At 61.6% G+C, this 15,774-nt stretch carries 14 protein-coding genes; all 14 read left to right on the top strand.

Features of this window, described 5'->3' with window-relative positions:
• Positions 1-70 precede the first annotated feature (70 nt).
• The 14 genes from lhpI to AC244Q_RS20845 all read left to right on the top strand — a co-directional run bounded on the left by lhpI (position 71) and on the right by AC244Q_RS20845 (position 15,719).
• The gene (gene lhpI, locus AC244Q_RS20780; protein WP_128406574.1) at positions 71-1,042 is read left to right on the top strand and encodes a bifunctional Delta(1)-pyrroline-2-carboxylate/Delta(1)-piperideine-2-carboxylate reductase; all 972 of its coding nucleotides are present in this window, start codon (positions 71-73) and stop codon (positions 1,040-1,042) included.
• 110 nt (positions 1,043-1,152) lie between these two features.
• On the top strand, positions 1,153-3,003 hold the full coding sequence (locus tag AC244Q_RS20785) for a LysR family transcriptional regulator (protein ID WP_128406573.1): 1,851 nt from the start codon (positions 1,153-1,155) through the stop codon (positions 3,001-3,003).
• A gap of 157 nt (positions 3,004-3,160) precedes the next feature.
• Positions 3,161-4,603 (top strand): UbiD family decarboxylase, encoded by a 1,443-nt coding sequence (locus AC244Q_RS20790; RefSeq protein WP_017995394.1) that lies wholly within the window; start codon positions 3,161-3,163, stop codon positions 4,601-4,603.
• Positions 4,600-5,175 (top strand): UbiX family flavin prenyltransferase, encoded by a 576-nt coding sequence (locus tag AC244Q_RS20795; RefSeq protein WP_003543560.1) that lies wholly within the window; start codon positions 4,600-4,602, stop codon positions 5,173-5,175. The genes AC244Q_RS20790 and AC244Q_RS20795 overlap by 4 nt, the downstream gene beginning before the upstream one ends.
• A 108-nt stretch (positions 5,176-5,283) precedes the next feature.
• Entirely contained in the window at positions 5,284-6,894 is a 1,611-nt protein-coding gene (locus AC244Q_RS20800) for an ABC transporter substrate-binding protein (RefSeq protein WP_128406572.1), read from the top strand.
• A gap of 145 nt (positions 6,895-7,039) precedes the next feature.
• Positions 7,040-7,978 (top strand): isocitrate lyase/PEP mutase family protein, encoded by a 939-nt coding sequence (locus AC244Q_RS20805; RefSeq protein ID WP_128406571.1) that lies wholly within the window; start codon positions 7,040-7,042, stop codon positions 7,976-7,978.
• 67 nt (positions 7,979-8,045) lie between these two features.
• The gene (locus tag AC244Q_RS20810; protein ID WP_128406570.1) at positions 8,046-9,041 is read left to right on the top strand and encodes an ABC transporter permease; all 996 of its coding nucleotides are present in this window, start codon (positions 8,046-8,048) and stop codon (positions 9,039-9,041) included.
• Positions 9,038-9,961, top strand: a complete 924-nt coding sequence (locus tag AC244Q_RS20815) for an ABC transporter permease (RefSeq protein WP_128406569.1) — start codon at positions 9,038-9,040, stop codon at positions 9,959-9,961. Before AC244Q_RS20810 ends, AC244Q_RS20815 begins: the two co-directional genes overlap by 4 nt.
• Position 9,962: 1 nt before the next feature.
• Positions 9,963-10,994 (top strand): ABC transporter ATP-binding protein, encoded by a 1,032-nt coding sequence (locus AC244Q_RS20820; protein WP_128406568.1) that lies wholly within the window; start codon positions 9,963-9,965, stop codon positions 10,992-10,994.
• A complete protein-coding gene (locus tag AC244Q_RS20825; RefSeq protein WP_012759303.1) occupies positions 10,991-12,058 on the top strand; it encodes an ABC transporter ATP-binding protein in 1,068 nt (355 codons plus the stop codon). Before AC244Q_RS20820 ends, AC244Q_RS20825 begins: the two co-directional genes overlap by 4 nt.
• Positions 12,058-12,654 (top strand): TIGR02444 family protein, encoded by a 597-nt coding sequence (locus tag AC244Q_RS20830; protein WP_113546770.1) that lies wholly within the window; start codon positions 12,058-12,060, stop codon positions 12,652-12,654. Before AC244Q_RS20825 ends, AC244Q_RS20830 begins: the two co-directional genes overlap by 1 nt.
• Complete coding sequence (locus tag AC244Q_RS20835) at positions 12,651-12,833, top strand: hypothetical protein (RefSeq protein ID WP_012759305.1); 183 nt, start codon at positions 12,651-12,653, stop codon at positions 12,831-12,833. Before AC244Q_RS20830 ends, AC244Q_RS20835 begins: the two co-directional genes overlap by 4 nt.
• Positions 12,830-14,443 carry an HAL/PAL/TAL family ammonia-lyase gene (locus AC244Q_RS20840; RefSeq protein WP_012759306.1) on the top strand — a complete coding sequence of 538 codons (1,614 nt, stop codon included), beginning with the start codon at positions 12,830-12,832 and terminating at the stop codon, positions 14,441-14,443. Before AC244Q_RS20835 ends, AC244Q_RS20840 begins: the two co-directional genes overlap by 4 nt.
• Positions 14,444-14,528: 85 nt before the next feature.
• Positions 14,529-15,719, top strand: coding sequence for an amino acid aminotransferase (locus AC244Q_RS20845; RefSeq protein WP_113546769.1), 1,191 nt, complete (start codon positions 14,529-14,531; stop codon positions 15,717-15,719).
• The last annotated feature ends 55 nt before the right edge of the window (positions 15,720-15,774 follow it).

Below are 15,774 nucleotides of genomic sequence, written 5' to 3' on the forward strand. Positions count from 1 at the left end.
CGACGCGGCTCGTTCAATCACAGAGAATTCGCTTTATCCAGCAGTCAGAATTTACCGGGAGATCGCTTCAATGACCGACACACAAATCCGTATTCTCGATGCCCGGACAACGGGCGAGCTTCTCCCTTTCGGCCCGCTGGTTGCGACCCTGCGGCAAGCATTTGCCGAAGGCTGTGTCGTGCCGGTACGGCATCACCACGCGATAGCCAATAGCGGCGAACCGGATGCGACGCTGCTTCTGATGCCGGCCTGGCATGAAACGCACCGGTCGGAGCGTTACCTTGGGATCAAGATCGTCACCGTCTTTCCCGGCAACACGCTGCGCGGCATTCCCGGTTTGACCTCGACTTACATGCTCTATGATGGCCGGACCGGGATGCAGCTTGCGCTACTTGACGGAAACACGATCACCACGCGCCGCACGGTAGCAGCATCGGCCCTTGCCGCGGATTATCTTGCTCGAAAGGACGCCCGCCGTCTGCTGGTGATCGGCGCAGGCCGCGTTGCGAGCCTCATACCCGATGCCTATCGCGCCGTCCGGCCGATCGCAGATGTCGATATCTGGGATATCGATCCCGCCAGCGCCGAACGGCTGGCGCAGAGCCTCCAGCAACAGGGACTTCAGGCCACTGCGGTCACGGATCTGGAAGCAGCAGTGCGGCAGGCCGATATCGTCAGCGCGGCGACGCTGGCGACAGCGCCGCTTATCCGCGGCGAATGGCTGCGGCCGGGCACCCACGTCGATCTGATCGGCGGCTTCAACCCGGCGATGCGCGAGGCCGATGACGAGGCGCTTCGCCGCTCCTCGGTCTATATCGACACGCACGAAGCCCTTCACGAAGCGGGCGATCTGGTTCAGCCGATCAGGGCCGGCGTCATTTCCGCTGACGCGGTGCGTGCGACACTTGACGAGCTGTGTCGCCGGGATGTTCCAGCGCGGACGTCCAACGATGAGATCACTCTCTACAAGGCCGTCGGAACGGCGTTGGCCGATCTTGCCGCCGCGACAATGGTATATGAGGTAGTCTTGATCGCAGGCTGATGTCTTTGGGCCGAAGGGGAAGCAACGGGCCGGCGCTGATATTCGTGCGGTATAACGCTTTGTATGCCATAGTCGGGGAAGCCCCTTGTGCAATCCGATATAGACCCGCAGTGATTACAAATCCGCCGCGCATCGAAATCCAGCAACTGGCCCATTTCGTGCTGGCCTGTCAGAGCCCGACGCTGGCAGAGACCGCGCGCGAGCTTGGAATTGCTCCTTCGGCGCTGACATCAAGTCTGCGTACTTTGGAAAATGAACTTCAACTCAAGCTCTTCATTCGGAAAAGCGGTCACCTCAGCCCTTTACCGGCAGCCTTCTGGCTGTTTCAGCAGGCAACGGCCATCCTTCATCGCGAAAGGTTCGTGCGTCGGATGCGGAACGGGGGCACGGGGCCTCTTCGCATCGATATTCGTCTTGATCTCAGTTTCTCCATCGGCCGGTTTTCGAAGGCGATCGGACGTACCGTCGAAGATATGGAACGCGAGCGGCCCGACCTGCTGATCGACGTGATGTTTGCAGACGGGCGAGAAAAATCCCTTGTTGATGACGGGGCCGCGGAAATCCCGGACAACGCGGGTTCGATGGAGATCGAAGTCGGCTATATGACCGGCGTGCCATCTGCGAAGCTGCCTGCGATGACGCCCTTTTACGATGAGGTCTGGTTTTCCGTCGGAACGGCGGAGGCCGCGGTTGATCTTCGCTCCCCCAATCAGAAATTTGTCGTTTTGAAAATGCGTCAGGCACTTCGCGATGCCGTCACCCGATATGCGGACGAGCACGGCATCCGCGACCGCATGATCCTGATGGACGAGGAGCCGGCAGACCTTCATCGACTGCTCAACGAGTTTCCGCAAATGCGTTTCCTGATGCCCCGCAGTATGGTCGCCGACCGGCTCGGACTTGCGCGCCTGCATCTGGAGCCCCTCGATCCGCCGTTGTCGAGCACCTTGGGCGTGCGCGCAAACGGGCCGGACCAGGAGGTCGTGTCCGCCCTGCTTTGTAACCTCAAGAAAAATCTGCAGGCAACGGAGGCCAATATCGTCTTCCGGCCGCAGTTGACGGCACGTCAATTGCACTACTTCAACCTTGCGCATCTCAGCGGAGGTATTTCGGCGGCGGCGCGCGCGGCGCATATCACGCAACCTTCCGTTTCGACGCAGATTCAGAAGATCGAGGCAGTTGTCGGGCAACCCCTGTTCGAACGGCGGCGCAACGGTGCCGAGAGCACGAAGGCCGGCAAGGCATTGCTTCCCTTCACCCTGGAGATCGAGGAGCGCATCGATAACCTCCTTCGGGCCAGTCTGGATATTGCCGCCCACACACAGGCGACCATCTCGATCGGCATGCTGCCGAGTTCGGGGCATGACAGCGTCATGACGGACAAGGTGGCGCAGGCACTGACGGCAACCCGCCTTGGCCATCCCGAATACCGGCTGAGAATCATCGAAGGTTCCAACGCTGCGCTTCACGACCAGGTACGTGCGGGAGAGCTCAATCTTGCCATTGTCGGTGCCGTCCAGACGCAGATGACCCGGATCCATCTCGGGCCGAGCGAGCGCCTGTCGGTCGTTGCCAATCCGGCCTTGGACCTTGCCGGTCGCACGGAGATTCCACTGGCCGAAGTTTGCGGATTTCCGTTGGTTCTCGGAATCAAGCATCTCAGCATCCATCAGGCGTTCATGGCAGCCGCCAGTGCGCGTCATCTGCGTGTCGAACCGGTCATGGACGTCGGTTCCCTGCCATTGGCCATCGCCATGGTCCGCCGTTTGCCGGTCTGTACGGTCCTGCCGGTGTCCTCGGTCCAGCAGGATATCGACAGCGGGCGCCTCACCGCGGCGCCGATTACGGAAGACGTCATCGCCGGAAACCTCTCGGTGATTTTCTCCGGCGAAAGGACGCTGTCCGAGGCCGAACGGACGATGATCCAGTCGCTCGTTGCCGTCTTCGGCCGACAGGCGTGATCTAAAAAACATATCGTGTCGAATCGCGCTCATGCACCGAGCATTCTGATTTTCCTATCCTCCAATTCATGATTTTCGAGCTACCCAGCCTCCGGCCTGCGGCTGATACTTGCCGCATCAAAACAGCCCTCGGAAATGACTTTCACAGGATTGCCGGATGAATGATCACCCTGATCCGCTTGAAAACCCGGCCATGACATCCGGGACGGCCGGCGCTGCAATGCCACGCAGCGAAAGCGATCAGTCGTGTCGGGGCATTCTTCAGGAGCTCGACCGTCGCGGTCAGCTGCTGGTGATTTCGGAGGAGGTCGACCCGATCCACGACGTATCGGCCATTCTTTCCATCGTCGATGAAAAGGCGGCGGTGCGGCTCGACTGCATCAAAGGTCACGACATGCCGATCTTCGGCAACATCCTGTCGGATCTCGATCGTGTCGCCCTGGCGCTTGACGTCGCGAAAAGCGATATCCAGGAAAAGCTGCTGTCCTCGATCGCCTCTCCGGTGCCGCCAGTCTTCGTGGACGATGCGCCGGTACAGCAACAGCTCTTCCAGGACGACATCCTGACCCGGCTTCCAGTCCCGACCTTCTTTTCCAAGGAGACCGGTCCTTACATTACCGCGGGTCTGATCGTGGCGCGCGACCCTGAAACGGGCTTGGGCAACGCGTCCTATGCCCGCATCAAGGTGCTTGGTCCGAACGAGGCGATGATCGGAATTGCACCGAACCATCATCTCGCCATCATGGCCCGCAAGGCGGGCGCCAAAGGCGAGCCGCTCCCCTTCGCCGTCGTTCTCGGCGCGCATCCAGCCATTCAGCTTGCCGCCTGCTTCTATCTGGGGCTTGGTGACGATGAAATGCACTGCGCCGGATCGCTGCTCGGCGAGCCGGTGCGGCTTGTCCGCTGCAAGTCGATCGATCTTGCCGTGCCTGCAGAGGCGGAGATCGTGCTCGAAGGTCATATTCATATCGACGAGCCGATCCTCGAAGGGTTGGTCTCAGAATATCACGGCATGTACGAGGATTACGGTTCCGGGGTGCGCGTCAGATTTGAATGCATGACTTGCCGCTCCGACGCGATGTTGCAGGTGATCGAGCCCGGTTACCACATGGAGCACCTCTATCTCGGCGCGGTGCCGATCGCTGCCAGCCTCAAGGCCGTCATCCGGCGGTCCGTTCTCAATGTCGGCGAGGTTGCCGTCACCGCATCAGGCAGCGGACGGAACAACGTGGTCGTGCAGATCGATGCGCCCCGCCCGGGACAGGCACGCCGCATCATGTCGATCTGCTGGGGTGCGGTCAGCATCGTCAAGAACATCACGATCGTCGACAGCGATGTCGACCCTTGGGATCTCGATGCCGTCGAATTGGCAAAGATGACGCGCATGCGCGCGGAGCGCGACATTCTCATCGTCACGGACCTTCCGGCAGACCGGTCCGAGCCTCAGGAAGACGGCGGCGTGATCACCAAGGTCGGTTACGACGCCACGATGAAGGCGGGTGACCGAAGGGAAGGGTTCGACAAGGCGCTTCCGCCGCCGGATTCCTACGAACGGATGCGCCAGCTGCTGTTGCGCGTCAAGCCGGAGATGCTGATTTGAGGCGATTGATCATCGGCATATCAGGGGCTTCCGGCGCAATCTACGGACTGCGTGCGCTGGAGATGCTGCGGGACTTCGACGATGTCGAGACGCATCTCGTCATATCGCCCTCGGCGATCCGCACGGCACTGGCCGAAGGGACGGGAAAGACCGCGGACGAAATCCGTGGCCTCGCCGACCGGGTCTACAGCCACGGGGATATCGGCGCTTCGATCGCCTCCGGTTCCTTCCGGTGCGACGGCATGCTGGTTGCGCCATGCTCGATCAAGACGCTGAGCGGGATCGCGCATTGTTATGCGGACGATCTGATCGTGCGCGCCGCCGATGTCTGCCTGAAGGAACGCCGCCGGCTGGTGCTGATGGTGCGGGAAACGCCGTTGCATGCGGGCCATATCGCGCTGATGGACCAGGCAACACGCAACGGCGCCGTCATCATGCCGCCGGTGCCGAGCTTTTACACGCTGCCGAAATCAATCGCCGAAATGGTCGACCAGACCGTGGGGCGTGCGCTGGATCAATTCGGGCTTCATCATCCGACGGTCCGGCGCTGGACGGAGGATCATAACGACTGAGCCATGAAGAGCAGCGCTGAAAGCTGCCGGGCCATCATGTCAACCGCATGCAAAACAACGACGCACAATCACTCCCCCAGGGGAACTCAAAAAAAAGGAGATAGAGTGATGTTGTCAGACAATCGTTCCAGAAGGTTGCAGAGCCTGTTCATGCGCGGCGCCGCCGTGTTGCTGTTGTCGCTGATGGCGGCCGCACCCGTGATGCTCGCCGCGTCTCAAGCCGCCGCGCAGACGGAAAAACCCGTCAGCGGCGGCACGATGACCATCATCAACGGTTCGGACATCAAGAGCTGGGATCCGGCGATCACCGCCGGCACCTATCCCGGCGGCCCGATGGATGTGCTCGACGCCGTCTACGGCTTTATCGTCTACGTCAACGACAAGGGCGTCGTGACCGGCGGCATGGCCGAAAGCCTGACCAGCACAGACGCGGTGACCTGGACCTTGAAGCTTCGCAAGGACATGAAGTTCACGGACGGTACGCCCTATGATGCGGAAGCCGTCAAATACAATTGGGACCGCGCCGCCGATTCGGCCACGCTTACACCGGCGCAGCCGTTCATATCCTCATGGAACAAGGCGATCACCGTCGTCGATCCGCAGACGCTGACTATCAAGCTGTCCTCCCCGAACGCCAATTTCGCAGCCCAGGTCGCCGAGCTGTGCCCCTTCATCGCCTCGCCGGCAGCATTGAAGGCCGCTAAGGAAAAGACCGACATCAAGCCGGTGGGCGCCGGCGCCTTTACGCTGACCGAATGGAACCAGGGCATATCGATGACCATGGCCCGCAATCCCGGTTATTGGGATCAGCCGCGCCCCTATCTGGAGACGATCAAGTTCGCGATCATTCCCGAAACCAACAGCCGCATCGCCACCGTCGTGCAGGGTGGTGCAACGATGATGGCCGGTTATCCCTATCAGTTCGGCTCGAACGCAACGGCGCCGGGGGTTGCGACCCGCGAGATCCCGATCCGCGGCATCAACCGCGCCTATCTCAACCAGGCCAAGGGTGTATTCACGGATGTTCGCGCCCGCGAGGCCTTCTATTCCGCCATCGACCGCGCGCGGCTGATGCAGGCCTTCACGCAGATGCCCGGATACAAGGCACCCAGCAATTACTTTGGAGAGAATTCGCCCTATTTCGACAGCGCTTCATCTCTTCCGGCCTATGATCCGAAGAAGGCGCAGGAACTGTTCGATGCTCTGAAGGCGGACGGCAAGCCGTTCTCGATCAAGATCGTCACCTATACCAACTCGGACCTGAAGCGTCTTGCCGCCTACATCCAGCAGGTGCTGACCGGCTATGAAGGCGCCTTGGCTGAGATCGTCGAGGTCGACCAGGCCTCGCTGATCCAGCGGTGCAAGACGCAGCTCGACTTCGACATCTGCGTCGAAGGCGGGGTGCTGGTGTCGAACGGTGCCGAGCCGAACATTTCCAACCTGCTGAGTTCCGGCGGTGCTTTCAACTGGGGACAGTACAAGAGCGCCGAGATGGACGCTGCATTGAAGGAGGCCAGCTCCACCCTCGACCCTGCCGCTGTCAAAGCCGCCTATGTCAAGGTTCAGAAGCTCGTTGCAACCGAAATGCCGCTTTACATCTTCGGGGAACAGACGCGCTCGCTGCTGCTGCGCGACAATACCGGCGGCGTCGTTCCCTCGAACGGCGGCATCCTGCAAAAGCAGTTCCTCTACGTCTGCACGGATGCCTGCCAGAAATAGCAGGTCCCAGATCACGACGCGCAGGCTCGCCCGGAAAGTCCGGGCGGGCAAGGCAGGATCGGTCGACGGGCTGGACGACTGAACACGCCAGAGACGTTAAGACGACAGAATGGGCCCTGCGATGCGGGGCGATCGGAAAAGGTGGATGACGATGATCGGCAATCGCGAGAAGGTGAAGTTTCGGGATCTGGTTTCCCGCAAGCAGGTGTTCACGCCCTGCGTCTGGGATTGCTACTCCGCAAAGGCGGCGGAAATGGCCGGCTTCGAGGCGATCCTGCTCAGCGGCGCCTCGCTGGGATTCAGCATGTCCGGCGTGCCGGATCTTGGCCTGCACAATCAGGAGGAACTGGTCTACGCGACCGACCGCATCGCCGAGTACTCGCCTTTGCCGCTGGTCATCGATGCCGATGACGGCTTTGGCGATGTCGTCCAGACCTTCCGCACCTGTTATCGTCTCGCCAAAGCCGGCGCCGGAGCGATCCTGATCGAGGATACGCCCAATGAACGCGGCTATGCGCGGTTCGGCCGCGCCATGGAGGCGGCGACGCTGGCCGGCAAGGTCGATGGCAACGTGCCGCACGAGGTCGTCTCGCAGGAGCTCTGGCTCGCCAAGATCAAGGCCTCGATCGAAGCCTGTCAAGGCACCGATTGCGTGGTTATCGCACGCACTGAATCCAAGCTCGAAAAGGGGCTGGACGACGCTATCGAACGCTGCGTGCGCGCCGCAGCACTCGGCGCTGAAATGACCTATGTGCATGGCCTGCGCACGTTGGAGGAATGCCGGAAGGTGGCCAAGGAATTACCCGGCTGGAAGATGTTCGGCGATGTCGCGACCGTCAACGGCGTGCCCTTCGTGCGGCTCGAGGAAATCGAGGCGCTCGGCTTCAACCTGGTGACCATGCACTATCTCGAGAAGGGATCGATGTATGGAATGATGGATTACGGTCGGCATGTCTTCAAGGACCGCAGCACGCGTTACGCGGACGAGCATAGCATGGGCGGCATGACGCCTGCCGAGCAGAAAGCCTCGCTGGAGCGGGACAGCGGCTGGCTCGATGCCGAGGACAGATGGAAGGCGCTCTGATCCCGGAGGCTGGCCGCTCTGCCGTCTCGTTTTGCGAAATCCGGATGCCGGTCCAGTCCGGCATTGGATGTTCCACCTAACAATCGGAGTCCGATCGTTGCGAATTGCCAAGCTCTCCTATCTGAAAGCGGTTGGCGTGCGGCTTCTGGCCGGCATTCCGGTCTTCCTGCTGGTGACGTTCTCGGCGACGGCGCTGTCGAGCCTGATGCCGGGGTCGGCGGCGCAGCTGATCCTTGGAGAGAACGCGACGCAGGCCCAGATCGATGCGCTGAACAGCCGCTACGGCTACGATCTGCCGGTCTGGGAACGTTATCTCGGCTGGCTCGGGCGGCTTCTTCAGGGAGATCTCGGGCAGACGATGTTCAGCCAGCAATCCGTGGCAAAACTCCTGGTCGACCGGGCGGCGGTGACGTTCGAGATTGCGCTGCTTGCGATGTTCGTCTCGCTCCTGATCGGCGTGCCGCTCGCCATGTACACCGCCAGCCGGCCGGGCGGCATCGTCGATACGGTGCTGCGGGCGGTCTCCTCGGTCATGCTGTCGATCCCGACTTTCGTCATCGTGGTTCTGCTCGGCTTCGTCTTCGCAATCGTGCTGCGCTGGCTGCCGGCGACCGGCTGGGTCACCTTCGGCGACGATCCTGTCGGCAATCTCTACTATGTAGCCTTGCCGGTGATGTGCCTCAGCGTGCACCAGGCAGCCTACTTCTACAGGGTGAGCCGCAGCGAGTTCGTCGCGGTCCTCCAGGAGGACTATGTCCTCGTTGCCAGGGCCAAGGGCCTGCCGACGCGCTATATCCTGATGCGCCACGTGCTGCGCCCAGCCTCTCCCCAGGTGCTGACGGTGATGGGCCTGTCGATGACCTATCTGCTCGGCGGTTCCTTCATCGTCGAGAGCTATTTCGCGGTGCCCGGCATCGGCTGGACCGTTCTCAACGCCGTGAGCAGCCACGACCTGCCCGTCATGCAGGCCATTCTGTCGCTAACGGTGGTGATCTTCGTCGTCATCTTCATCCTGGTCGATCTCGGTTACGCGCTTATCGATCCGCGGGTGGACGTGTCATGAGCCGCCTCCAGCCAACACAAACGGACCTCGTGCCCGGCGAAGCGGTCGCATTGGCGGAGACGTTGAATGCCGCGATGCCGAAGACCGCGCGTTTCCGCATGCCGAGCGGCCATCCGATGGAATGGTTCGCCTTCGTGTTCCTGACGGTCCTGATCATCTCCTCGGTTTTCGTGGAGTTCATTCCGGGTCTCGTTCGGGCAAGCTTCCCCTATGGCGATTTCTCGCAAGGTCCGGAATGGAGCCTGAACGGCCTGTTCGGAACCGATGCGCTCGGGCGCAGCATCCTGTCCCGGGTACTCTACGGTGCGCGAACGACGCTCGCCATCGTCTCGGTCGCGACGCTGATCTCGCTGGTGATCGGCATGACCCTCGGAATGCTGGCCGGCTTCTATCGCGGCCCGGTCGAGCGGATCGTCGATCTCTATGCCAATTCCATGGCGTCCCTTCCGCCGATCCTCGTCATCCTGGCGCTGATATCGGTGACCGGAAATTCGGTTTTCACGATGATGCTGGCACTTGGCCTGCTCGACATCGGAACCTATGCACGCATCGCCAAAGGCGGCGTGATTGCCCAGAACGACCGTGATTACGTGCTGGCGGCACGCGCCATGGGCGCATCGGACATCCGGCTTCTGTTGCGCGAGATCCTCCCCAATCTCGTTCCGGCGCTGACGGCCATCGTTCCGCCGCTGATGGCGGGGCTGATCATCACGGAGGGATCGCTGAGCTTTCTCGGCTACGGCATTCCGGCGCCGGCGCCGAGCTGGGGCGGGATGATCGCCAGCTCGACCGACCTGCTCAGCCGCTTTCCACTGCTGATCTTCGGACCGATCGTCGCCATCGTTCTAACAGTTTACTCGCTCAACACGGTCGGGGATTGTCTGGCCCGTCGCATGAACCATCGCGGCAGGGAACTCTGACATGAACGAGGCAGCGAACACCACCCCGGTCCTCGATTGTCACGAGCTCTCCTGTCATTTCAGGTCGCCGTTCGGGCCGATCCGCGTACTGCACGACGTCAGCTTCAGCATCCCGCCGCGCACGACGCTCGGCATCGTCGGAGAATCCGGCGCGGGCAAATCCATGCTGGTCAAGACGATCATGGGGATTGCGCCGGAGGGCATGAAAACCAGCGGCCGTATCCTTGCCGATGGGACCGATCTGTCGACGCTCAACGAGGCGAAACGCCGTGCCTTTCTCGGCCGCAAGTTCGGGATGGTTTTCCAGAACCCGATGACATCCCTCAACCCGTTCGTGCGGGTGGGGCGGCAGATCGAGGAGGCGAGCCGCTTCCATCTGCGGCTCGGAAAGGCGCAGGCGAAGGCGCTCGCGATCGAACTGCTGGCAAGCGTCGGCATTCCCGATGCCGCGGAATGTTACGGGCATTATCCGCATCAGTTTTCGGGCGGCATGAAGCAGAGGATCATGATCGCCACGGCACTTGCCTGCCAGCCGGATCTGCTGATCGCCGACGAGGCGACAACCGCGCTCGACGTGACGGTTCAGAAGGAAATTCTCGATCTGCTGCAGCTTATCCAGCAGCAGCGGCAGATGTCGATGATCCTGGTCACGCACAATCTGGGCATCGTCGCGGGACGCACCGACGACATCCTCGTGCTCTATGGCGGGCATGTCGTGGAATACGGCCCGACGGACACCGTCTTTTCCCATCCGCGCCATCGCTATACCGAAGCTCTGCTTTCGGCGATGCCGCGCATGGACCAGCCGGCTCACACGAAACTGCGCACGATCCCGGGTCGTCCGCCCGATCTTGCCAACCCCGCGCCGGGATGCCCGTTCGCACCGCGCTGTCCCGCCGCCGAGGCCCGCTGCCATGTCTCGATGCCGCCGATGACGACCAGTGCGGACGGCAAGCACCGCTTCGCCTGCTATGTGCCTGTTCAAACCGGCGATGCAGCCGACACCGCGGTCGAAAGGAGGGCATTGTCATGAATGACGAGGCTTCCGGCCAAGCCGTCGATACAGGTGCCGCAACGCATGCCTTCGCTGCTTTCCTGCGCGACGACGCGCTTTTGAAGGTACGCGATCTCTCAGTCAGATACCGGCGCGGCGGCAAGATCTTTGTTGCGGTCGACGGCGTCTCCTTCGACGTGGCTCCTGGGGAAACACTCGGTCTCGTCGGAGAGTCGGGCAGCGGCAAGACGACCATCGGCCGTGCCCTTCTGAAGCTTCTGCCGAAGGCGGACACGCGTGTCGACGGCCACGTCGAATATGACGGCCTGAATGTTGCCGATCTGTCTGCTTCCGATCTTCGCGCCATCCGCAGCAAGCTGCAGATGATCTTCCAGGATCCGATTTCTTCCTTCAATCCGCGCCGCAAGGTGCAGGATATCGTCGGAGAAGGCCTCGAGATCCAGGGCATCCACAAAGCGGAAAGACTGGAAAGGGTCGATCGTGCGCTCAACGATGTCGGCATGAGCCGGACGATGGTGGAGGGCCGCAGGCCGCATCAGTTTTCCGGCGGCCAGTGCCAGCGTATTGCGATCGCGCGGGCGCTTGCCGTTGGGCCGGAGCTGATCGTCTGCGACGAGCCGGTTGCATCTCTCGACGTCTCGGTGCAGGCGCATGTGATCAATCTTCTGCAGGATATCCGCCAGAAGCGAAACCTGGCGCTGATCTTCATTTCCCACGATCTCGCCGTCGTGCGCAATGTCAGCGACAGGGTCGCGGTCCTCTACATGGGCAGGATCGTCGAGATCGGAACCGGCGATGCCATCTATCAGCGTCCGGCGCATCCCTATACCCGCATGCTGCTGGAAGCAGTCCCGGTTCCCGATGCCAGCCGGAAGATCGTGCCGAGCACAACGCCGACGCAGGCCTTGTCGCGGAGCGCGCCGCCGTCCGGATGCCGGTTCCGCCTGCGTTGCCCACGCGCTCAGGCGGTTTGTGCGGAACAGGAACCGAAGCTTGCATCGATGCCCCACGGCCAATTCGCGGCCTGTCATTTCCCTCACGACGAACCGGCGCCCGGAATGAAGACGGCGGAACAAGCGTGATGGAAAAAGCCCCTGATGCATTGGCAGAAAAAACGCTGGCAAGCGGCAACGCGCGCTCAGGACAGGATAGCGGAGCTGCGAGGCGCGCTGCTTTCTGTGCCAATGTCTTCGATGTCATTGTCCGGCTCTACGGCGAGCCCGGCATCGCGTCCTGGTGCCTCGAAGCCCAGACACGTCATGCGGTGGACGTGCCGTTACTGCTGTTCTTCGCTCTCGCGGATAGTGACGGACACGGCACGGATGACGGCGAGATGCAGCGGCTTCTGGAACGTGCCGGCGAATGGCGCTCGCATTTCGTCCTGCCGTTGCGACATCTTCGGCTAACCCTGCGTCAAGGCCGCAGGAACACGGCAGAGATTGAATTTTACGAGAAGATCAAGGCAGCCGAGCTGGAGGCGGAACGGTTGCAGGTCCGGCGTCTGGCCGACGACTTTCTCCCGCTCGAAGGGCCGGGCGGGCTGGCAGCCCGTTATCTCGAAACGATTTCCATGCCGGAACCCGAAGCAGCGGAATTGGTCGAGCGGCTTCGGGACGCCACCAAAGCCGTGTGCCACGGCTTCCCCATCATGCGCACTGAGGATCTGAAGACATCATGAGCGATTTCGACGCCGTCATGACAGGAACCATCGCCACCGAAGAAGGCGTCGCGGAAAACTACGTCGCCGTGACTGGCGGCATTACCGCTGCGATCGAGACAGGCTGCGCTCCCGGCGCGCGTGTTCGATTTCGGCACTTACTTTCTCACACCTATCGAGCTTCAAGGACATCGAGATGAACGCCATAATTCTAGACGGTGACAGCCTGACGATCAAAGATACCGTTCGCATCGCGCGCCAGGGCGCCAAGGTCGCGCTCGCCGATGCAGCCCGCGCCGAAATCATCAAGGTGAGAAACTATATCGAGGAAAACTGGCTGACCGAAAACGCGCCGCCGACCTACGGTTTCAATACCGGCGTCGGCAAGCTCAAGGATTATGCCATCAACCAGGCCGATAACGACCGCTTCCAGCGCAATATCGTGCTCTCTCATTGCTCCGGCATCGGAGAGCCGGCGTCGGAAGAAATCGTCCGCGCCATGATGGCCGTCCGCATCAACGCCTTCTGCCTCGGAGTTTCCGGCCTGCGGATCGAGGTGGTTGATCGTCTTGTTGAGATGTTGAACCGCGGCGTTCACCCTGTGGTGCCGATCCAGGGGTCGGTCGGCGCGTCTGGCGATCTGGCGCCGCTCGCGCACATGGTTTCGGTGCTGATCGGCTATGAGGAGGCGGAAGCCTATTACCAGGGCGAACGCATGCCGGCGCCGCAGGCGCTGGAAAAAGCCGGCATTTTCCCAATTGCTTTCGATCTCAAGGCGAAGGACTGCCTTGCCCTCATCAATGGCAACAGCCTCTGCGCGGCCATGGCGGTTCTCAACCTCCACGACGCCGAGATGCTGATGAAGACAGCCGATGCGGCCGGCGCGCTCAGTCTGGAGGCGATCCGCGGCGAGCAGGCGGCGTTCGATCCCCGCATTCATCTTGTGCGCAAGCAGCCCGGGCAGATCGCAACTGCGGAAAATATCCGTCGCATTATCGAGGGCAGCCGTCGCACGACCGAGGCGGCGCGTGCGGTGCGCCTCGAGGACGATATCCTGCATCCGAAACACACCGCTCGAATCCAGGATCAGTATTCCTTCCGTTGCCTGCCGCAGGTGCATGGAAGCTGCCGCGACCAGCTGGAGCACGCCAAGGAGCTGATCACGCGCGAGCTCAACGCCGCGACCGATAATCCGCTCGTCTTCTGGAACGAACTCGGCGCGCTGGAATTTCTGTCCGGCGGCAACTTTCATTGCGAACCCATCGCTTTTGCCATGGACTTGCTGACCATCGCTTTGGTGGAAATCGGCAATATTTCCGAGCGCCGCCTGTTCTCGCTCTGCGACACGACATTGAACTACGGCCTGCCGCCGAACCTTGCCGGCAAGCCGATCGGCCTGAATTACGGCTATGGCATCATCTCGACGGCTGCGGCGTCCGTCGCATCGGAAAACAAGACGCTGGCTTTCCCCGCCGTTGCCGATACCATCCCGACCAAGAGCAGCCAGGAAGACCATGTTTCGATGGCGACATGGGCATGCCGCAAGACGCGTCAGGTGGTCGACAACATGCCGAAGATCCTTGGTGTCGAATGCCTGCTTGCGGCCCGCGCCATCTTCCTGACCGAAGAGGCACTCGGCGGCTACAAGCTCGGGACCGGCAGCCAGGCGCTCTATGACGCGCTTCGCGACGCGATCCCGTTCCAGCAGGAGGACAGCTACATGCCCAAGCAGACCACACCGGCTCTCGAGATCGTGCGGTCCGGCGCATTTCTCGAGACCATCGAGAACAAGATCGGCGCCCTGAAATAGGCGGGCCGGCTGATTTGCGCTGCGGCCGCATCATGAAGCGCCGGCATTTCATCGCCGCCCGCAATTCCCCTGACCGGAGAGAACCATGTTCGATGATCTGATAATGCCGCCAGCCGACAAGATCCTGTCGTTGATGCCGATTTTCCGGCAGGACAGTCGTTCGAACAAGATCGATCTCGGCGTCGGAGTCTACCGGGACGCCTCCGGTACGACGCCGATCCCGCGGGCGGTGAGGGAGGCAGAAAAGCGAATCCATACCGCGCAGACGACCAAAGCCTATGTCGGCCCGGCCGGAGATCCTGTTTTCTGCGATCTCATCGGCAGGCTTGTCTTCGGCGAAGCCGCGCCGTGGGAGCGAATTCGCGGCATCCAGACGCCGGGCGGAGCAGGCGCCTTGACGGTGCTCGCCGGCCTGATCTCCCTGGCGCGCCCGGGTGCTGCGGTCCATGTGCCCGACCCGACCTGGGTGAACCATGTGTCGATCCTCGAAGACAACCGGCTTCGGGTCGTCACTTACCCTTACCTCGATCGCCGAACAGGCGAGGTGGATTTCGACGCCCTGCTCGATCATTTCTCACGGTCGGAGCGGGGCGACATCGTGTTGCTGCACGGCTGCTGCCACAATCCGACCGGCGCCGACCCGAGCCGTTCGCAATGGCAGGCGCTGGCAGAGATCATCGCCGAGCGCGGGCTCGTTCCGCTGGTCGATATCGCTTATCAGGGGTTTGGCGAGGGTCTCGAGGACGATGCCTTCGTGGTACGGCTGCTCACCGGCATGGTTCCGGAAATGCTCGTCTCCTCGTCATGCTCGAAGAATTTCGGAATCTATCGCGAGCGTACGGGTGCCGCATTCATTCTCGCCGCGAACGCGGATCGGGCGGATGCAGCCAAGGCGCAACTCACAGTGCGAGCCCGTCTCGTCTATTCGATGCCGCCGGATCATGGCGCGGCTATCGTTCGCACCGTCCTGGAAGACCCGGCGCTTTCGGCCGACTGGCGCGCCGAACTGGACGATATGCGCTCCAGCATTCTGTCGCTGCGCCAGGGGCTTGCTGCCTCGTTCCGGCGTTTCACCAATGGCAGCGATTACGATTTCCTCGCCAGGAACAAAGGCATGTTTTCGCTGATCGGTCTGACACCCGGAGAAGCCGTGATGCTGCGCGAGCGCCACGCCATCTACATCGTCGAGGACGGACGCATCAATATCGCCGGGTTGCAGGCCAGCCAGATCGACACCTTTGCGGAAGCGGTTCTGGCAGTTCGCGGGAAACTTTGATCGGCATCCGTTTGAGGCCAGAGACAAGAACTATTCGTGCTTCCTTCCGCCGACG

This window comes from Rhizobium sp. CB2179 (assembly GCF_057653455.1).